General features: G+C 42.4%; 17 protein-coding genes. 12 read left to right on the forward strand and 5 right to left on the reverse strand.

What is annotated here, in order from left to right; genetic code table 11:
* Positions 1 to 58: 58 nt before the first annotated feature.
* Genes CU635_RS13165 through CU635_RS13175 form a run of 3 tightly spaced genes read right to left on the reverse strand, consistent with a single transcriptional unit; the run spans position 59 to position 2,740 of the window.
* Entirely contained in the window at positions 59 to 520 is a 462-nt protein-coding gene (locus CU635_RS13165) for a hypothetical protein (RefSeq protein WP_101577830.1), read from the reverse strand.
* Complete coding sequence (locus tag CU635_RS13170; protein ID WP_101577831.1) at positions 513 to 1,580, reverse strand: CotS family spore coat protein; 1,068 nt, start codon at positions 1,578 to 1,580, stop codon at positions 513 to 515. The genes CU635_RS13165 and CU635_RS13170 overlap by 8 nt, the downstream gene beginning before the upstream one ends.
* 11 nt (positions 1,581 to 1,591) lie before the next feature.
* Positions 1,592 to 2,740 (reverse strand): glycosyltransferase family 4 protein, encoded by a 1,149-nt coding sequence (locus tag CU635_RS13175; protein ID WP_101577832.1) that lies wholly within the window; start codon positions 2,738 to 2,740, stop codon positions 1,592 to 1,594.
* Between the two features lie 271 nt (positions 2,741 to 3,011).
* Here CU635_RS13175 and CU635_RS13180 point away from each other — a divergent pair, with 271 nt between their 5' ends.
* The 10 genes from CU635_RS13180 (at position 3,012) to CU635_RS13225 (ending at position 14,826) form a co-directional block, all read left to right on the forward strand.
* The gene (locus CU635_RS13180; protein WP_373270868.1) at positions 3,012 to 4,031 is read left to right on the forward strand and encodes a spore coat kinase CotI; all 1,020 of its coding nucleotides are present in this window, start codon (positions 3,012 to 3,014) and stop codon (positions 4,029 to 4,031) included.
* A 291-nt stretch (positions 4,032 to 4,322) separates the two neighbouring features.
* Positions 4,323 to 5,138 (forward strand): cyanophycinase, encoded by an 816-nt coding sequence (locus tag CU635_RS13185; protein ID WP_101577833.1) that lies wholly within the window; start codon positions 4,323 to 4,325, stop codon positions 5,136 to 5,138.
* Entirely contained in the window at positions 5,135 to 7,765 is a 2,631-nt protein-coding gene (gene cphA / locus CU635_RS13190; RefSeq protein WP_101577834.1) for a cyanophycin synthetase, read from the forward strand. The genes CU635_RS13185 and cphA overlap by 4 nt, the downstream gene beginning before the upstream one ends.
* A gap of 146 nt (positions 7,766 to 7,911) precedes the next feature.
* Entirely contained in the window at positions 7,912 to 8,634 is a 723-nt protein-coding gene (locus CU635_RS13195; protein WP_101577835.1) for a protein-glutamine gamma-glutamyltransferase, read from the forward strand.
* Positions 8,635 to 9,131: 497 nt separating this feature from the next.
* Positions 9,132 to 10,607, forward strand: a complete 1,476-nt coding sequence (locus CU635_RS13200; protein WP_101577836.1) for a UDP-N-acetylmuramoyl-L-alanyl-D-glutamate--2,6-diaminopimelate ligase — start codon at positions 9,132 to 9,134, stop codon at positions 10,605 to 10,607.
* 437 nt (positions 10,608 to 11,044) lie between these two features.
* Complete coding sequence (locus CU635_RS13205) at positions 11,045 to 11,146, forward strand: YjcZ family sporulation protein (protein ID WP_101577837.1); 102 nt, start codon at positions 11,045 to 11,047, stop codon at positions 11,144 to 11,146.
* A 30-nt stretch (positions 11,147 to 11,176) separates the two neighbouring features.
* The gene (locus CU635_RS13210; RefSeq protein WP_101577838.1) at positions 11,177 to 11,308 is read left to right on the forward strand and encodes a YjcZ family sporulation protein; all 132 of its coding nucleotides are present in this window, start codon (positions 11,177 to 11,179) and stop codon (positions 11,306 to 11,308) included.
* 278 nt (positions 11,309 to 11,586) lie between these two features.
* Positions 11,587 to 12,879, forward strand: a complete 1,293-nt coding sequence (locus CU635_RS13215; protein WP_101577839.1) for an ABC transporter substrate-binding protein — start codon at positions 11,587 to 11,589, stop codon at positions 12,877 to 12,879.
* Between the two features lie 187 nt (positions 12,880 to 13,066).
* On the forward strand, positions 13,067 to 13,954 hold the full coding sequence (locus CU635_RS13220; protein WP_101577952.1) for a carbohydrate ABC transporter permease: 888 nt from the start codon (positions 13,067 to 13,069) through the stop codon (positions 13,952 to 13,954).
* Positions 13,951 to 14,826, forward strand: coding sequence for a carbohydrate ABC transporter permease (locus tag CU635_RS13225; protein WP_101577840.1), 876 nt, complete (start codon positions 13,951 to 13,953; stop codon positions 14,824 to 14,826). The genes CU635_RS13220 and CU635_RS13225 overlap by 4 nt, the downstream gene beginning before the upstream one ends.
* Positions 14,827 to 14,991: 165 nt before the next feature.
* Here CU635_RS13225 and CU635_RS13230 read toward each other — a convergent pair whose 3' ends face one another.
* Complete coding sequence (locus tag CU635_RS13230) at positions 14,992 to 15,429, reverse strand: YkvA family protein (RefSeq protein WP_101577841.1); 438 nt, start codon at positions 15,427 to 15,429, stop codon at positions 14,992 to 14,994.
* 679 nt (positions 15,430 to 16,108) lie between these two features.
* On the opposite strand from CU635_RS13230, the gene treP reads away from it, so the two are divergent.
* Both treP and treC read left to right on the forward strand, forming a co-directional pair.
* A complete protein-coding gene (gene treP, locus CU635_RS13240) occupies positions 16,109 to 17,512 on the forward strand; it encodes a PTS system trehalose-specific EIIBC component (protein ID WP_101577843.1) in 1,404 nt (467 codons plus the stop codon).
* Positions 17,513 to 17,634: 122 nt separating this feature from the next.
* A complete protein-coding gene (gene treC, locus CU635_RS13245; RefSeq protein WP_101577844.1) occupies positions 17,635 to 19,323 on the forward strand; it encodes an alpha,alpha-phosphotrehalase in 1,689 nt (562 codons plus the stop codon).
* A gap of 161 nt (positions 19,324 to 19,484) precedes the next feature.
* Here treC and CU635_RS13250 read toward each other — a convergent pair whose 3' ends face one another.
* Positions 19,485 to 20,705 carry a NupC/NupG family nucleoside CNT transporter gene (locus tag CU635_RS13250; RefSeq protein ID WP_101577845.1) on the reverse strand — a complete coding sequence of 407 codons (1,221 nt, stop codon included), beginning with the start codon at positions 20,703 to 20,705 and terminating at the stop codon, positions 19,485 to 19,487.
* Between the last annotated feature and the right edge of the window lie 188 nt (positions 20,706 to 20,893).

Here is a 20,893-nt window from a genome sequence, read left to right on the forward strand (position 1 = left end):
ATGTCAGAATATGCTGATCTTGCTGCCTGCGTTCTTCACCGCATCGGAATTTGTGCTGTTATCGCCAAAGTTTAGATGGAATCCAGGCAGCAGTGTTTGCATCGTTAATGATGAACCTGATTTTTATTTTTGGACGGACTTCCTCAACCTCTTCGATAGACTCCTCATCTGAAATTTGTTCGATAAGCTCAATAGAACTTTCATCGGGGAGGTCAGTATCGTCAGGTTCAGGCTCAGTATATAGTCCAAGCTCCGGCTCCGGCTCCGCTTTCAAGTTGAGGCTTTTTACGCGGGCAACTGGTTTATATGCTGGGTTGGATGGATATTCAATAATTTTCTGACCTTCCAGCAATGTTTCAAAGCCCGTAGATCTTTTCAGGCTGCTATTTAGAATATCAGCCGGTTTTTCAAGAATTTTCTCGTATTGCGAAAAACTCCATCCCATTGGTCCGGGGGGAGAGAAAGAAAAATTAGATAATTCCAGCTTTGGAAAGCTGTAGGTGCTTCGTTTGTTAGCCATTTTTCTTTCCCCCGCTCATTCTTTTTATTTGGCTAAAGGTTTCTGCAAAGTTATGAAGGAGTTGACTTTTAGATGCTTCAACGGTGGTAATGTTCTGCAAAGCCCATATATATTTCTCGTCTGACCAGGAGCGCTTTTGGCCAAGATAATATTTATGAATGATCGAACAAAAAAGATGCGGGAAGGATAAGTCTGTCCATAACACCCGGTATTGATCTTCAGTTAACGGGTTGGCCTCGTCATAGGAACTTAGCATATGAATAGCTAAATCATGGTCCCAGATCGACATTTTTTTCATCACTTTATTTAGGAGCACCCGTATATCTCTTGTCGGAAGGTCCTGTGTAATAGAATGCATTTCCTTCATATAGGCTTTACCGTCGACTTCGATTAAACGGGCAAAAGTAAAGTCTTGCTGGCAGAAACCACCTTCCATTAAGGCTTTTTCAGTGCTGTTAAGAAATGGGGCGTTTTCCAACTCCCTTAAGGCATTCCAACCGCGTTCAAGCATTTGGTCTGCGTGTTCGAGGAACAAGATTGAGAAGGGGTCTTCCGGCAGTGATTGAGCAATTTTTTTATGACCTTCGAGTTCCTGGAGTTTCCATCTGTAAAGTTTTTGCCATTTATTGAGCCTTGCCCGCTTTTTGCTTTCCTGTACGGGGATATAACCTTTCGAGGCCTGATAAAATAAAGCAGCAAACTTCATTGCCTGGGCAAGATGCTCTTTACTGTAGTACGTCATTTCGTTGCCATCGGCTTTATCGTACATAACAAACGCATGGTTGCCGATTCCCAGGCATGAAGCGCCATTTGTCGTTTTTTGAATTGGAACGATCGGCAAGCCATTTTCATACAGATGATTGTGGGCATCTGCTATATAGAGCATTCTCCTCGGATTCATTTCGGCTTGCTTTAAGACTTTTACTCCCTCGGCGGTGCTGATTTCCCAGGTCATCCGGCCGCTCTTGTTAGAGAGGAGGACAATTTCTTCCGCATCAAAAGGGTAGTGGTCCAGCACACTTTTGAGATAACTGTCATACAAATGGTTCGGTTCTTCCATATAACTCACCCTTACTTATCAAAATGTTTGTTGGCTTGCTGGTAAACGCGCAAAAGATTATTTGCGACCGTTTGCCATCCAAAGCCTGCTTCTACTTTTGCCCGTCCATTTTTTCCAAGAAGGTGGCGCTTTTTTGAATCGGCTAATAACTGATTTAATCGAAAAGCATACGCTTCAGGATTTTCGAAGTCATCGATGATGTATCCATTCTTCCCTTCATCAATTACCTCCGGATTGCCGCCTCTGTTGCTTGTTATTATCGGAAGCCCCGCAGCCATGGCTTCATAATGGACGCGTGCCAGCGGTTCCTGCCATTGCGAAGAACAGACGAACACATCGGACATTGCGTACAGTCCCGGAATGTCTCGCGGTTTCACAAATTTGATAAAGGTCACGTTATCTGGATACAAGGCCCCCAGTGTATAAAGATGCTTTACATAATTGTTTATGTCATCATCTCCAAACCATTTTGACCCGACAAAAACAAGCATGGCATCGCGATGGTTCTCAATGATATGCGGGAGGGCTTGCAGCAGAATATGCGGCCCTTTTACTTTACTGAGACGTCCAACAAAAAGGATCACCTTTTTTCCGGCCAACCCTAACTCACTTCTGACCCGTTCGTAGGTTTTAGCCCCTTCAGAGCTCCATCTCGGCTGGTATTCTCCGAGATCTACACCAGAATAAACCGTCTTCGTTTTTACTTGGGCTTGCTTAAACCTTGATGTAATTGTTTTTCCAATGTAATCACTAACGGTAATAATTTTAGATGCAGCTGAAATACACTGTTTACCTTCCTGATCGGATAATTTATCCGGTGCGAACATTTCATTGTGAACACTTAAAATGAATTTTGTCTTCGGGGCAGCTTCTGCTAGCTGCGTCAACCAGGCAGGCCGGTTGCATAAATGGACAACATCGTAGTGCACCTGACTGACGTGGCGGGTGACTTCTTCCAAATATCGGTGTTCGTCGAAGCGAATATACTCAACGTTTGAACGTTTCTCTGACTCGGGAAGATCTGGGTCTTTAATCGAGATCACAGTGACATTCTCGGTTTTGCCAATGTAGGATGCGACCGAGTCCAGATAAATTTGAATTGCTCCACCCCTGATAGCTGGAACAGGAAGTTTTTCTGTTGCAACGAGAGCAATTTTCATTTGTTACCTCCATTCTCGCTGATATGGACGAAAGGATTTATGTTTCTATTATGATACGGGGATTGTCAGTGCAAGGTGAGTTAATCACATTTAAGAAAATAAAAAAGGGCAGAAACCAGAAAACGAAGGCAAAATTCAAAAAAATAGTTGTACGGCCGGGGCAAGAATAGGGATTTGCCATACTTTATGTAATAAGAAGGGAAGAGGATGGTGAACAATTTTGGAAAATGAACAGGATCATCATGGGAATAATGAACAAAATGGTGAAGCCATTTTGACAGTAGAAGAACAAGAAAAACTCACCAAACTTGCTGAATCAATGATGCAATTCTGGGATATCCCCATAACTTCGATAGAATTGATTCAAGGAGGACAGATGGCACTCGTCTGGAAAATTCACACTTCCGATGGTGCTATCTGTTTAAAACGAATTCACAGGCCTGAAAAAAAAGCTCTCTTTTCCATAAATGCGCAAAATTATCTGGCTAAAAAAGGATTTCGGGTACCGGGAATTATTCCTGCAAAGGATGGCGGGCTCTTTACAAAATACGGACCGTTTTTGTTTGTTGTGTATGATTGGATTGAAGGAAGACCATTTGAGCTGACAGTCAAGGAAGATCTGCAATTTATTATGAAAGGGCTGGCTGAATTCCATACCGCATCGGTAGGATATAAGCCGCCCGAAGGTGTACCCGTTTTTACAAAGCTGGGTCGGTGGCCCAATCATTACGTAAAAAGATGCCAGCATATGGAGACGTGGAGGCTTCATGCTAAGGCTTTTCCGGAAGATCCTTTTTCACAGCTTTATTTGGAAGCAATCGACGAATTTATTACCGACGGAAAAGAAATATACAAGAAACTGCTGGCATCGGATTACCCGTCGTGGACAGCAAATGTAAAAAAGGCGCCTAATCTTTGCCATCAGGACTATGGAACCGGCAACACGCTTCTTGGGAAGGACGGGCAAATTTGGGTGATTGACCTTGATACTGTTTCGTTTGATTTGCCGATTCGCGACCTTAGAAAAATGATTATCCCGCTTCTCGACACAACGGGTGCGTGGGATCAAGAAACCTTTGACATTATGATCGATGCATATGAGACAGTATCCCCGTTAACCGAAGAACAAAAAAGAATTATGTTTATTGATATGCTGTTTCCGTATGAGCTATATGATATCATCCGCGAAAGGTATGTAAGAAAGACCGTGATGCTTCCAGAAGAGCTGAGCGGGGCGATGGAGTATGAGCGCATAAAAACGAAAGCTTTAAAAACCCTTATCGGTGGATAACATCCCCATGAAACTGTTCCCGATCTGCACAATCTGAACCTTCTAAAAACGGAAGGTTCTTTTGTTTTTGTAAAACTGTCGGCAACAGTGATATTTCCACTATCTTTATGAAAAAAGCCGATTTTCAACGTATTTCCTTTTACATTTTTGCACATGATATTGAAAGCAAATTAGTTTAAAGAATCCAAATAACTCCCAATTATTTGGGGGGTTTTTTTGTTTAAATAAATTTCTGTGGCCAGGAAGGTGCTTGCACAGTGCTTTTACTTAATTTAGGTTAGGTGGTCAATGATGTATCCAGGAGAATTATTGATTATCGGCGGACATGAAGAAAAATTTAATGGTGTAGAGATTTTAAGAAAATTTGCAGAGCTTGCCGGGAAAGGCAGAGGTGCGGTCGGCATTTTACCGACTGCATCGGAAATTCCGGAACAGGTAAGTGCCGATTATATAGAAGCATTTAAGAACTTGGGCATTCATGACATTAAGGTTCTTGAGGTTGACTCGCGTGAAAAGGCTGACAGTGATCAAATTGCAGCAATGGTGTCCGGACTTTCTGCACTGTTTATAACAGGGGGAAATCAAAGCCGGTTAACAGAATTTATTGCAGGCACAAAGCTGTTCGATGCGCTTAAAGAAGCACGACAACGCGGCATGGTGCTCGCAGGTACAAGTGCAGGAGCATCGATTATGGGCAGCGATATGATTGCGTCTGCTAAAACAAAAGAAAATGATAAAGGTTTGAAAATAGAAATGGGCAAGGGCTTTGGCTTTCTTGAAAACTTTCTTATCGACCAGCATTTTTCGCAGCGGGCAAGATTTGGGCGGCTTCTCGGGGCGATTGCTGAAAACCCGGAGCTGGTTGGAATCGGGATCGATGAAAATACGGCTATTTTAATTAATGGCAGTGTGTTCAAAGTGTTTGGTGAACACCAGGTGTTTGTAGTCGACGGGAAGGAAGGCCATTTAATTGATGTCATAAAATCCGACAATGGCGGAGAAGAGCTAACGATAACAGATTTTAAGCTCCATACGTTAACAGATGGTTTCAGCTTCGATCTTTCATCCCGAAAATTAATCAGCAGAAAAGAGGATAGTCAAGAATGAAAATTAACCGAGTGAGATACCTTAAAGGGCCAAATTATTTTAGCATCCGGCCTACTATGTGGATCGAACTGGATCTTGAAGAACTGGAATCGCAGCCTTCACATCTGATTCCCGGTTTTAATGCTTCGCTTCTGGCGATTATGCCAACTTTAAGAAACCATACTTGCTCACTAGGATATGAAGGCGGGTTTGTTGAACGTCTGGAAGAAGGAACATGGATGGGACATATTCTCGAACATATGGCAATTGAACTGCAATCGATGGCAGGTATTGCCGTAAAAAGGGGTAAAACAATAACGAGCGATAAAAAAGGGACGTATTTCGTCACTTATGATTATAAAGAACCTAACTCCGGAGAATTTGCGTTTAGAGCATCTGTTGCGATTATCGAGCAAATTCTGGCCGGACGTCGCGAGATCAGCACTGAACAATATGTGTCTGAAATTTCACGGCTTTATTATCAAAATAAACTCGGGCCAAGTACAGAAGCGATCTTTCTTGCTGCTGAACAGGCTGGAATTCCGGTTGAAAGAGTGGGCGAAGAAAGCTTGCTGCGCTTAGGTTCCGGTTCAAAACAGAAATTTGTCCAGGCAACGATTACAAGCCAAACTTCGTTACTGTCTGTTGAAAATGCCTGTGATAAACAAATGACAAAGCTGATTCTGTCCAGCTGCGGGGTACCAGTTCCAGAGGGTGAGGTTGTTTCAACTTTTACGGAAATTTTTCAAGCTGCAGACAGACTTGGATTTCCGCTTGTAATTAAGCCGTTAAAAGGAAGACAGGGACAAGGCGTGATCACAAATATCAAAAATAAGGATGAATTGTTTAATGTTGTGAATTGCCTCGATAAGCATGTGAAGGAGTTTATTATCGAACGTTATCATAAAGGACATGATTACAGGCTGTTGATTGTAAACGATAAATTAGTGGCAGCCAGCCTGCGCACCCCCCCATTCGTTATTGGCAATGGAAAGGATTCAATCAGAACGTTAATCGAACTTGAAAATCGCAACCCAAACCGCGGTGATGACCATGAGAAGCCGATGTCAAAAATTCCGCTGAATTATACAGTAACCTGCTATCTCGAAAAATTTGATTTAACCCTGAACTCTGTGCCTGACAAAGGTCAGGTTGTTCAGGTTGTCGGAAATGCGAACCTTTCGACGGGCGGACAAGCAATCGATGTGACGGACGAAGTTAATCCGGCCATAAAAGAATTAGCGCAGGCATCTGCGAAAGCGCTTGGGCTTGACATCGCCGGTATTGATTTAATTTGCAAAAATATTGGTGAACCGTTTAAACCAGGTGAACTCGCGGTCGTTGAAGTCAATGCAGCACCTGGCATCCGCATGCATCATTTTCCTAGCAAAGGGAAAAAACGCGATGTTGGCAAAGCAATCGTCCGTTACTTGTTTGAAACACGAGAAGAGGCGGCGATTCCAGTCATCGCGATTACCGGGACAAATGGGAAAACAACTACGGCGAGACTCGTAAAGCATTTCCTTGAGAGCAGCAGTGTAACAGTCGGAATGTCCAATTCAGATGGTATTTTTATTGGCAGCCAATGTCTGGATGAAGGTGATTGCAGCGGCCCGATTAGCGCAAGAAAGATATTGAACCATCCGAAGGTCGATGCAGCTGTCCTTGAAACAGCAAGAGGCGGAGTCCTGCGGGAAGGGCTTGCTTTTCGGTATTGTGATGTCGGGATTGTCACGAACGTCAGTGAAGACCACCTCGGCCACGATGGCATCGAAACCTTTGACCAGCTTGTAAAATTAAAAAGACTGATTCCAGAAGTGGTCATCAAGGGCGGGGCTTGTATATTAAATGCAGATGACCCCCATGTAGCTTCAATGGAAAAATACACTTCAGGCACAGTCATTTATACCTCTGTGACGTCATTAAACAAACATATTCAGGCGAGGATGAGGAATGGACGTCCTGTTTGGTATGTTGATAGCCAAGGAATGATTATTTATGCTGCTGAAGGGAGAAAAACAAATTTTCTTCCAGCCTGTGATATTCCGATCACGATCAATGGAATAGCGAAGCATAATATCGCCAATCTTCTTCAAGCATTGGCGGCCGCCTTTTCACAAGGAATCACCTGGGAGGAGCTAAAAGAAAAATCATTAACATTTCTCCCGGATTTTGATAAATCGAAAGGCCGTTTTAATAAAATCAGTAAGCAGGACAGACTGATCATTGTAGACTATGCACATAATATGGCAGGTTTGCGTGCGATATATGATACGATCCATTCCTTTGAACGAGACAGGCTGATAACGGTCATATCGGCACCAGGAGATCGGATAGATGATGAAATCATTAGCCTTGCAAAAGCCGCTGCGCGGCACTCCGACATTTTAGTCATCAAGGAGGATGGCGATTTAAGGGGCCGAGCTCCGTTTGAGGCAGCCAATATTATTCAGGCAACAGCGCTTCGCGAAGGTGTGTCTTTGGATCAAACCTGTATCGTCAGAGATGAGCTGGAAGCATTTTATCGAGCGTGGGACATGTCAAAACGGGGCGACATTCTACTCTTTTTGTATGAAAATTTTTCAAGCATCGCAAAATTTTTTCAAAACGTTCCTGAAAAAACCGAAAGTAAAGTTAAGAAGCGATAAGCAAAGCAGAGACTTAGAACAAAATCTAAGTCTTTTTTTTTCGCTGCTCATCGTTAACCTTGAAGGGTCCGCCCCGTTTCCGCTAAATTATATGCCCATTGATTTTGCGGGTGCATATAGTATTGAAAAAGGAGGGAACGACAAAATTGATTAGAATTCGCTCACTGGCTTATCCCAGTCCAGACGACTTCGGTCTTAAAGATTTACAAAGAGATATTTACAATGAAATGAACAACAGCGAGGATTTGTATCAATATGATACAATCGATCAACTTCTCTTTGAAATAAAGGTAAGGGAACAGATTGTCCGTGCTTCGTTCAGCCTGAACAGCAGCGGCGTTGTATTTTCCTCTTTTAAAAAATCGCGATTCAATCCGGATTTTTGGTTGTGGACGAGTCGAGGCTACCGATTAAGGCCGGGTGTTTTACCATCCGACGCGATTAATGATATTTTCAAAAATGGCCGTATTTATGGCTTTGAATGCTCAACTGCGATTGTGCTTGTTTTTTATAAAGCCTTGATTCATTCGATCAATTTAAGAGCTTTCAATTATTTGTTTGCCAACTTGCTTGTGTGGGACTGGAATTATGACTGGGACCTCGGTATTATTACCCGTCCCGGCAAAAATTTTATTCCTGGAGATATTGTTTACTTTTATAATCCTGATTACCGAGAGCCGATCTGGATGGGGGAGAATGCGGTTTACTTAGGTAAAGGCAGGTATTACGGGCACGGTATTGGAGTCGCCACGGAAGCTGAGATGATTAACGCTTTAAACACGCGCCGGAGGGAGAGACCGCAGCGGTCCGCTTATTTGCTCGACCAGTACAGCCGCTTGAATTTTAAATATTTACAGCAATTTTCCTGAATTTCATAAAGCTATCCTTTAATTGAAAAACGAACAGTTACTTACATTAAGATATTATTATCCGTTTTCTACGGCATACTCCTGTGTACCTAGACAACTTCATTCGTTTTTCGGTTTTGCCTTATAACATTGTGAAATTGACTTAACTAAAAAATTGGAATAAGAAGAGCATGATAAATCAGAACGGGTTTCCGATTTATCATGCTCTTCTTAGTTTAGATATCGGTGAAAAAAATGAAAAATAATCCTCAAATAGTTTTCTTAATGCTTAACCTGCTCAGGCAATTAATGCCAAGTAGCCTTAACTTAAGTCTTGCGAGCGGCAGAACCCTTTCATTAAAGGATTCCTTGATACTTATTACATAAGTGATCTTGGTAAAAAAGTATTGAAGTATAAATATCGGCATAGTTTTCTGCAGAGAGGGAATAAAAAAGAAGAACAAATATGCACATATAGAAAACACAACATAAATAGGGCAAGTAAGGGAGTTAAAATTATGAGATTGTCACAGCTGCTTCAGCATCTTTATGGCCGGGCCCACCTCTCCGATATGAATTTTTGCGACGCCGAGGTGTTCGGTATTGAAATGGATTCCAGACAAGTAAGACCAGGGGATATTTTTATAGCGATATCAGGATATGCTTCCGATGGCCATAGCTTTATCGATGACGCGGTTAACAGGGGAGCCGTAGCGGTCATCGGGGAGAAGGAATTGCAAACTGCAGTGCCTTATTTTCAAGTGATTGACAGCCGAAAGGCTTTAGGAAAGCTTTCCAGTTTTTTCTACGGTATGCCTGCCCATAAGCACAAAATCATCGGTATTACCGGTACGAATGGGAAAACAACCGTAGCTTATATGCTGAGGCACATCCTTGAGACGGCAGGCCGGACCTGTTCCATGCTTGGAACCGTTTCATATATCATTAATAATGAAAAGTATAAACCGACCAACACAACCCCGGATTCACTTCAGCTGCAAAGGCTTTTGTCGTTAAGCAATGATGAGTTTGTCGTTCTTGAAATATCTTCACATGCCCTTTCCCAACACAGGGTAGAAGGATTGGAGATCGATTATGGTGTTTTTACAAATTTAGGACATGATCATCTCGACTACCATCACAGTATGAATGATTACTTTTTGAGTAAATGCTCGATGTTTAGCCATTTAAAAGAAAGCGGCAAAGCTGTTATTAACCGTCTCAATGAATGGGGAGATAAGCTTGCGGGCCTGTTGAAGACGGATGATATCCCCGTTATCACGCTTGGGAACAGCCATAACGATTATTTACGGATCGAAAACATCCGTCTTAATGGCCGAACGCGGTTTACCTTAGATTATCAAGGCCGAAAATACGAAGTCTCACTGCAGTATCCAGGGCTGCACAACGTCCATAATGCAGCGATCGCTTTTTTGGCAGCCTCTGATATCGGAATTGATCCAGAGACCAGTTTTGCCGCCTTGGAATCGTTTAAAGGTGTACCAGGAAGATTTGAAGTGATTGAACATCCGGAAGGCGCCAAATTCATCATTGATTATGCCCATACGGACGATGCGATTGAATATTGCCTGCAGGCAGCAAGACAGCAAGGAGCAACAAAAATTACCCACATTTATGGATTCAGGGGAGCAAGGGACCGGACAAAACGGGAAAGCATGATTGCGGCCTCCGTTAAGCTGAGTGACCGCTTTATTATGACCTTCGACGACTTGAATGGTGAAGAGGAACACAAAATGGAACAGGAGCTTATCCATTTAAACATGCTGTACGGAAACGGCAAGGGTGAAGTCCTGCCAGACAGGACACTTGCCATCCAAAAGGCATGGAGTACTGCCAAGAAAGGCGAATGGGTATTCATCACTGGCAAAGGACCCGAAGAATACGAACGACCCTTTACCCTTCCGGTTAAATCGGACAAGGACGCCTGTGAATATTTACTTGACGGCTTTAAAGAAAAAGCCGGAATTTGTTGATTTGAATAGAAGAGGGACCGCGTGTACGATACGGCGGTCCCTTTTCTATATTGCTGGGTGCCTCGCAAGTACTTTTTCATATTTATCGATTGTTATCCAAGCCCCAATAATGATTGCAAAATTGTAAAATAACCATTGGACGCAATTAGCGATATTGACCAGGCCGTTGGCAAGCCTACCGAAATGGCAGGTAGCATGGAGTCGATATTGGCCAAGTTTCAATGAAATAAATAGGACTCAGCATGTTGCGGATTTTTTGTGGAACAGGTTTCTTTGTTTGTGATGGTTACATGCCTATTTTTGAGATGACAGCTGCCTTGAAACCCGCATCTGTCTGCTCTCAATGACAAAATCGCCAAATTTTATCGGGTGTCTATAAACACTTATTCCATAAGTTGAATAAGATATAGTGAAATTCGAAAAAGGAGGTTATTGATATGTCAGGCGACTATGGATATGGCGGCGGATTTGCGCTGCTGGTTGTTTTGTTTATCCTGTTGATTATCATTGGAGCATCATGGGGTTACGGAGGATTTTAATAAAATTCCTAGTATAAGGGAGGTTCTATTATGTACGGCTACGGCCATGGATATGGCGGCTGCGGTTACGGGCATACCGGAGGATACTACGGCGGTTTTGCGTTAATCGTCGTTCTGTTTATCCTGCTGATTATTGTAGGTGCAGCTTGTTTTAAATTTTAATAGTTGTTAGGGGTGATTGCAGGTGGCAATCATCCTTTTTTATGAAAGAATTGAAAAACAAAAAGAAACGAAAGTCAAATTTTGATAAGCGCGCTTGATCATGAGTACAAACAGCTTCTTGCCTTAAAAAAGAATCGTTTTGATGGCAGCTGAATTCGAGCTTTATCCCCCGAAATTTACATTTTTCGCAAAAAACTTCACCTTATGAAGTTTAAGAGAAGAACAAGCGGGTATCAATTGTATGTGCAATTTAAAAATCTACACCTGGGGGGATACGAATGAGGAAGCGAATGCTGTTAATTCTAGCTGTGTTTTTAATACTTGGGTCCCTTGCCGGCTGCTCCGGGGGAAACAGCGCTGAAGCCGAAAAAACGGAAGACGGTAAAGTGGTTGTCGATTTTTGGACTTTTTGGGGATCTGAAACAAGAAGGCCGATAATCGAAAAGATTATTGAGGACTTCAACAACTCTCAAGATAAAATTGTGGTTAAACATACTTATCTTCCATGGGGAGATATTTGGACAAAAAACCTCGCTTCCGTTGCAGCGGGAAATCCTGCAGATGTCATTATTAATGATATTAACAATGTCAGCCAGCGAGCTAAAAACGGACAGGTTGAAGATATAAGTAAATACTTGGATGATTCGTTTAAGAATCAATTTTACCCGCATTTATGGGAAACTGTCGTTTATGAAAATAAAACTTACGCAGTTCCGTTTAATACAGATACCAGGATGTTGTTTTATAATAAAAAAACTTTTCAGGAAGCAGGGCTGGATCCTAATAAGCCGCCGCAAACTTGGGCCGAGCTTGAAGAATATGCAATCAAGCTTGACAAGAAGAACGGAGAAACTTATGAAAGAATCGGCTTTTACCCTCTCTGGGATAACCCGAATGCTTCAGCCTGGATGATGAACGCCGATAATGGCACAGGTTATATCGAAGATGGTGAACTAAAGATTAATACACCGAAAAAAGTTGAAGCATTAGAATGGCTGCTTAAATGGCAGGACCGCATCGGTGCGAAAAATGTGCAAGCTTTCAAGGCTGAATTTGGCAGTGAACAGTCAAATCCGTTCATTGCAGAAAAGGTAGCGATGTGGACCGACGTCGGCACGTTCTATACCCAGATCCGCGATTATGGCCAGCACCTCGACTTTGGTGTGGCCCCGATTCCTTCGTTTACTGAAGGATCGGGTCATTGGTCTGAAGGCGGCGGATTCGTCGCGGAAGTTCCAAAAGGTTCTGACAGTCCGGAAGAAGCAGTTGAATTTATTAAATATTTGACTGGACCAGAAGCACAAAAATATTGGGCAATGGAAAACTTTGATAATGCTGCCAATATTGAAGCGGCAGAAGCAACAATGAGCGAATTGCTGGGCAAGGACAAAGAGGTATATGAAGCGACAGTAAGAAATCTCGAGGAAACAAAAATGGGTCCTGTCCCAGTTGAATATCCTGAATATCATGACCGCATCAATCCGGTGATTGATAATATCATGAGAGGAAAAATCTCTCCTGAAAAAGGATTGGAAAAGGCTGAAAAAGATGTTGAAAGTATAAAAAAATAATAAGTGCGTGAAAGAGAGAAGGATAAATCGCCTTCTCTCTTTCCTTAAAAATAGAGGGGTGAGGAGTTTGAAATCATATGATTCTTCTGCTTATACGGAAACTGGAACAAGCATTGTCCAAAAGCGAACAAAACAACGTGAAGAAACAGCCATTCAAACGCAAGCTCCGAGGCGTTTATCGAAAAGGATGAGAGAGAATCTGTTCGGCTATTTATTTATAAGCCCCTGGATGGTCGGCTTTATTGGATTACTGTTGGGACCGCTTCTCTTTTCTTTGTATACGAGCTTTACAGACTATAATATCACTTCGAAGATGAATTTTATCGGCCTTGAGAATTATAACCGCATGTTTACAATCGATGATCTATTTATGACTTCTTTATGGAACACGCTTTATTACGTGTTATTCTCGGTACCTTTAACGACGATCGGGGCGATCCTGCTTGCTGTCCTTTTAAATCAGAAGGTAAAAGGAATGAAAGTTTTCCGCACAATTTATTACTTGCCTGCGATTCTTTCAGGCGTCGCTGTTTATTTTTTATGGATACAGCTGCTCAGCCCGTCAACAGGATTGGTCAATACTTTTCTCGGCTGGTTTGGTATTGAAGGACCGGCCTGGCTGTTTGACCCTGAATGGACAAAGCCCGCCCTGTTGTTAATGAAGATGTGGAGTGTCGGCGGCGGAATGCTGCTTTATTTAGCGAGCCTTCAAGGTGTATCGGGAAGCTTGTATGAAGCGGCTGAACTCGATGGGGCAAGTTCCTTCCAAAAGTTTTTCTACATTACTTTGCCAATGATATCACCGATTATTTTCTTTGACGTCATTACAAGCACGATTGGGTCATTCCAGGTGTTCCAGGAAGCCTATGTCATGTCGAAAAACGGCGATGGCGGGCCGGCAAATTCACTGCTCTTTTATAATCTTCATATGTGGAATAATGCTTTTGAAATTTTCGATATGGGATACGCTTCGGCAATGGCCTGGCTTCTGTTTATCATTGTCATGGTGTTAACGTTTGTTAATTTGAAGCTTGGAAAACGATGGGTTCATTATGAAGGGGGAGATAACAAATGAAGACTGCCCCGGTTTCTGCGCCAAAATTTTATGAGTCGAAAAAGTTTAAAACAAAGCTTAAAAACTATATCGTCATGTTATTATTAATAGCCGGAAGTATTGTGATTCTTTCACCTTTATGGTGGATGGTTTCGACTTCATTGAAGTCACCGCAAGAGATCGCCCAATACCCGCCGTCCTTTTTCCCGAGCGAGTTCCGCTTCTCAAATTACATTGAGGCATGGAAAACAGCTCCTTTTACGCGCTGGGCTTTAAATACACTGTTTATTGCTGTATGTGTGACGTTAGGAAGCGTGTTGGTCAATTCGCTGGTCGCTTATTCTTTTGCGAAAATTTGTTTTAAGGGAAGAAATGTCCTTTTCGTCATCGTTCTCTCAACGATGCTGATCCCCGGATTCGTCACGATGGTCCCTCAGTATATTTTGTTTTCAAATTTGGGCTGGTTAAATACGTACTTGCCTTTAATCGTTCCTGCCTTTTTAGGCAGTGCCTTTTTTATCTTTTTGCTGCGCCAGTTTATGATGTCAATTCCAAATGAGCTGATAGAAGCCGCCGTGCTTGACGGGGCTAACCATTTCCACATTTGGTGGAATATCGCTTTGCCGCTGACCAAACCAGCTCTGGTGGCCGTAGCGATTCTGGCATTCAATGGCGCATGGAACGATTTGCTCGGACCGCTGCTTTATATAAACGACGAAAGCTTATACACATTGCAAATTGGACTGCAAACCTTTAAAGGAACCGTGCAAATCCAATGGCATTACTTAATGTCGATGTCAGTCATGGTCTTGCTGCCGGTCGTTCTCTTATTCTTCTTCTTTCAGCGATATTTTATTGAAGGATCTAATATCAGTTCCGGCTCGAAGGGGTAACTGATAAACTTTTATACCGCATAAAATAAATCTCATGTAACACATGGGGATTTGGCGGTTTCTTTAGGAGAAATCAATACCGATAAGCTTTATTGAGTAGCCCTCCCATCAAAATTCAACAGTAATAATAAAGGCCCTGACGGATTTTGTCATGGCCTTTATTGGTTATTGCTTTATGCTGCCGGGCTTGTTTGGATCAATGAAGACATGGTCCTGTGCAGCTTTCCATGCTTTAAATTTGTCTATATCAGAGGATATTTGTTTAAAAGCATAGACGATGACCGCTGCATCATCAACAAGCCCCAGGCCAATAATAAAGTCCGGAATTATATCGATCGGAGAAACAAAGTAAATGATTGCCGCCAAAATCGTAATAAGCGAGCGGGTTGGGATTTTCCGGTATTCGCCTTTTATCCACATCCGGATCATTTCAAAAAACAGCTGCAGCTTGTCCCACGCGTCAGCCAGAGCCCCTCTACTCTTATTCGCTTTATTCATGGCCTCTTTAAGCAAATTTTGCGCTTTAGCGGGATCTTTTGCATATCCACTAGCCTTTGATTCATATTTTTGATGTTCTTTTTCAATCTTTTCGTCTGTTGGCATACCGATTCCTCACTTTATGATTTTTTCTTCTATATATTTTCCTTCAATTGATCGAACATAAACATATGATTTTTTTGATATTAACACTTTTTTTGATCTTAATCCAACCGAAGCGCTTTCACAATGAGTAATTCGCGCACGTGCATTATGCTGTCCTAGATTATCTGGATGAAGGACATTTCCCCCGGTTACTAAGCTAATGTCGTCCTTCATGACCTGGATGAAGGACATTTCTCCCGGTCACTTTGTCAATTTCGTCCTTCATGACCTGGATGAAGGACATTTCCCTTGTTCACTTGCACAGTTTTGTGCTTCGTCACCTGGATGGGGAAAGTTGGTGATTCCCGTTAAATGTACCGCCAAACAAAAAAAGCAGAATTGTACAGCAGCCTATGCCTGGGTAGTAGTATCTGCGTCGATCATGTGTGAGATAGGGTGATCTTGTTTTTAATCAAATATAAGACTTATGTGTTGACCCGCCTTATAGATAGATGTAAAATGAAAGCGTAAACAGACATGTATATACAAGTTCGGTTTGTGTCATAAACTGCGATCAGCTAACTGCTTATTACATAGTTAACAGGATATAGCTGGACCTTTTAACAAATAATACGATTAGGATAAAGCAGTTTTCTATTTCATTTCACCTTTGGAAAAACAGTCACAGGAGGAAAGATAAATGAGTGATAACAGGAAATCTGCCGAACAGATCGTCGATGCCGTCGGCGGAAAAGACAATATTGCCGCTGCTACACATTGTGTAACTCGTCTGCGGTTTGCATTAAAAGATGAGGATAAAGTAGATAAAGAAAAGCTAGAAGATATTGACCTAGTTAAAGGTTCTTTTTCTGCCAATGGGCAATTCCAGGTGGTGATTGGGCAGGGCACTGTTGATAAAGTATATAACGAAATGGTAGACATCACCGGAATCGGCCGCGCTTCGAAGGAAGAAATAAAAACAGCCGCTGCTGAAAAGCTTAATCCGTTGCAAAAGGCGATCAAAACACTTGCAGATATTTTTATTCCGATTCTGCCAGCGATTGTTACCGCGGGTTTATTGATGGGGATTAATAATATTATGACAGCCCCGGATATATTTTTTGATGATCAGTCTTTTGTTGACGTGTATGAAAACTGGGCTGGTCTCGCCGGCATGATTAACCTGATTGCCAACACAGCATTCGTATTTTTACCGGGTTTAATTGGCTGGAGTGCTGTCAACCGCTTTGGTGGAAGCCCATTACTGGGGATTGTTCTCGGATTAATGCTTGTACATCCTGATTTATTAAATGCCTGGACGTATGGCGCAGCCGAAGAGGTTCCAACCTGGAACTTGTTTGGCCTCGAAGTGCAACAAGTCGGCTACCAGGGCCAGGTTTTACCGGTATTAGTCGCTTCTTACGTACTTGCCAGAATTGAAATATTTTTAAGAAAGCGAATCGCCGATGGATTTCAACTGTTAACCGTTGCGCCGATCGCATTGCTGGTTACCGGCTCCCTTTCCTTTATCGCGATTGGACCAATCACTTTTTACATCGGAAACCTCATAACTGATGGAGTCGTCGGCATTTTTGATGCGGCACCTGCGATTGGTGGCTTAGTTTACGGCGGGCTATACGCTCCGCTCGTGATCACAGGCATGCATCATACATTCCTGGCGGTTGACCTTCAGTTGATTGGTACGATTGGCGGAACCTTCCTGTGGCCGATGGTAGCCTTATCAAATATTGCGCAGGGCTCAGCAGCGTTTGCGATGATGATCATTCACCGGAAAAATGACAAACTGAAAGGATTGGCTTTAACTTCATCCATTTCAGCATGGCTCGGAGTTACCGAACCGGCGATGTTCGGGGTAAACCTTCGTTATCGATATCCGTTTTTTGCCGCGATCATTGGCTCAGCTATCGCAGGGATCTTTATTGCGATGAATGCTGTACAAGCTGCATCAATCGGTGTCGGTGGTTTGCCGGCGATCTTTTCAATCATGGCCGAGTATTGGGGTGTCTTCTTTATCGGAATGGTTATTGTGTTAATTGTTCCATTTGTTTTGACAATGATATTCGCAAGAGTAAAAAAAGCTTAATCAGGCAATAGTATGCCATGGAATCTAAACGTTCCATGGTATCCATATTTCCTGGTTATACAGCAACGGGTCAGGGAAAGGTAAATCAATTTTAAAACATTAAAGAATAGCAGGTGTTATCAATGCAAAACCAACCTTGGTGGAAAAAAGCAGTCGTTTATCAAATTTATCCGAAAAGCTTCTATGATACAACGGGAAACGGCGTCGGTGATGTGCCGGGTATTACAGCTAAGCTCGATTATTTGAAAAAATTGGGTGTGGATGTTATTTGGCTTACGCCAATCTATCAATCCCCGCAAAAAGATAACGGTTATGATATAAGCGATTATTTTAAAATCCATGAAGAATATGGAACGATGGAAGACTTCGACCGCCTGCTGGCAGAGGCGCACAAGCGCGGCATCAAAATTATCATGGACATTGTTGTTAACCATACTTCGACAGATCATCGCTGGTTCCAGGAGGCTTCGAAATCAAAGGACAACCGCTATCGTGATTTTTATATTTGGAAAGACGGCAAGCCAGATGGTAGTGAGCCGACAAATTGGGAATCAAAGTTTGGCGGTAATGCATGGGAGTATGATGCAAAAACAGGCCAATATTATCTGCACCTGTTTGATGTGACCCAGGCCGATTTAAATTGGGAGAATGAAGCACTCCGTAAAGAAATCTATGAAATGATGAAATTCTGGTTTGAAAAGGGAGTCGATGGCTTCCGGCTTGATGTAATCAACTTAATCTCAAAGAATCAGCATTTTCCCGATGATGATGGATCAGTTTCTCCCGGGGATGGCCGGAAATTTTATACGGACGGTCCGAGAGTGCATGAGTTTATTCATGAAATGAACCGTGAGGTCTTCTCGAAATATGATAGTATGACTGTCGGTGAAATGTCTTCGACAACGATTGAGAATTGTATAAAGTACTCGAACCCGGACCGGAACGAATTGAGCATGACTTTTAATTTCCACCATTTAAAAGTGGATTATCCAAACGGAGAAAAATGGGCTCTTGCTGATTTTGACTTTCTTTCCTTAAAAAGAATTTTATCGACCTGGCAGGTGGAAATGCATGAAGGCGGAGGATGGAACGCGTTATTTTGGTGCAACCATGATCAGCCACGCATTGTTTCCCGCTATGGAGACGATGGCGAGTTCCGCAGTGAATCGGCAAAAATGCTTGCAACGACTATTCATATGATGCAGGGAACTCCTTATATTTATCAGGGAGAAGAAATCGGCATGACAAATCCGAAATTCGACTCCATCGACGAGTATCGCGATGTCGAATCGCTCAATATTTATGATATTAAGCTAGAGGAAGGAATGCCGGCTGAAGAGATTATTGAAATTTTGAAAAGCAAATCAAGAGATAACTCAAGAACGCCTGTCCAGTGGAATGACGAAAAACATGCAGGTTTTACGAGCAACACGCCTTGGATCAATGTCGCTCCCAACTATAAAGAAATTAATGTAGAGAAAGCTTTAAACGATGAAGATTCGGTGTTCTACTATTATAAAGAGTTGATCAAGCTCCGCAAAGAGTATGACATTATCACGTACGGTGATTATGAACTTATTGTTGATGAGCATCCCGATATTTTTGCTTATGTCAGAAATGGTGATAACGAAAAACTTCTTGTTGTAAATAATTTTTACGGTAAAGAAACGCAATTTATCCTGCCTGATCATGTGGATCTAAAAGGATACAATGCGCAAGTTCTGCTTTCAAACTATCCTGATGCATCAAATTCGTTCGAAAATGTCCGCTTACGCCCTTACGAATCGATTGTTTACCATCTGACTATGTAATAAGCTAAACCGAAAAACGATAAATAAACAGGAATATGCCGCAGGAAAAGAATAATATCTTATTTGTTTTTCAATTAAAAGAATTGCTTTCAACTGAATAAATAAATTAAAAACGACGGGAAAACCGTCGTTTTAATTTATTCAAAGCTGAAGAGGGCATGTTAGTAAAAAAGCATCCCGGCAATCGCTGCACTCAACAACGAAGCCAGTGCACCGGCAATAACAGACTTTATTCCCAGCCTGGCGATATCGGCCCTGCGATCAGGGGCCATGTTTCCGAGGCCGCCGAGGAGGATCGCCATTGAGGAAATGTTCGCAAAGCCGCAAAGTGCAAAGCTGATGATCGCCACTGCTTTGTCAGACAAGTTCGGGATTTCCGGGGCAAACGATGAGTATGCAACGAATTCATTTAAAATTAGCTTTTGGCCGATATAGTTTCCCGCCTGTACGGCTTCCTCCCATGGCACACCTATTGCAAATGCAAGAGGGGAAAACAAATAGCCAAGCATTAATTCAAGGGTCAGCTCATCAAAGCCAAACAATCCGCCGATAAAGCCAAGCAGCCCGTTTAGCGTCGCTACCAGCGCAATGAAAGCCAATAGCATCGCACCAATATTTAGAGCGAGCTGCAATCCGACGCTTGCTCCTCTCGCAGCCGCATCTATAACATTTGTTGATTCTTGATCCGCTTCCATATCAAGCTCGTTTGGCTCTTCCGAAGTCTCTGTTTCCGGAACGATAATTTTTGCCATAACCAATCCTGCCGGGGCTGACATGAAACTTGCGGCAAGCAAGTATTCAAGCGGAACACCGAGCAGCGAGTAACCGACTAAAACGGAGCCTGCCACAGACGCAAGTCCGCCGGTCATGACAGCGAATAGTTCCGATTTTGTTAATTTTGGTATAAATGGCCGGATCAACAGCGGCGCTTCAGTTTGGCCGAGAAATATATTTGCCGCTGCCGACATAGATTCGGCTTTTCTTGTTCCAAGCAACCATGAGAGTCCGCCACCGATTATTCTGATAAAAAACTGCATGATGTTTAAATAATACAGGACAGAAATGAGGGCGGAGAAAAAAATCACAACCGGTAAAACTTGGAAAGCGAAAACGAACCCGACACCGGTTTCTTCGGCAAACAATCCGCCAAATAAAAAGTTGATTCCTTCATTGGCATAGCTAATGATATCATTAACTGCAAATGTGAAGTTTTCTAAAACCCTTCTGCCGACATCCCATTTCAAAACAATGAAAGCAAATCCGATTTGAATGGCCAATCCTACCATGATGGTTCGCAAATTAATCTTTCGTCTATTATTAGAAAGCAAAAATGCTAATCCTAACACAACCAATATCCCGAATATTCCCCACAAAAAATTCATATCACACCTCATAATTTGAATTATTACATGTTGCGAATGGTTTTCTGTTTAAACACGAACATACTATGTAGACAGTAACGAACAATCCTGTTTTTGCTGGCAAAAAGGCCATTATCTAATTACACTGGTAGCATCCCCTAAAAAACCGATATTTAATAATTCTTTAGTGAGGTGCGTGAAGTGAAGAT

The organism is Bacillus canaveralius (assembly GCF_002860125.1).
GTDB lineage: Bacteria > Bacillota > Bacilli > Bacillales > Cytobacillaceae > Bacillus_BJ > Bacillus_BJ canaveralius.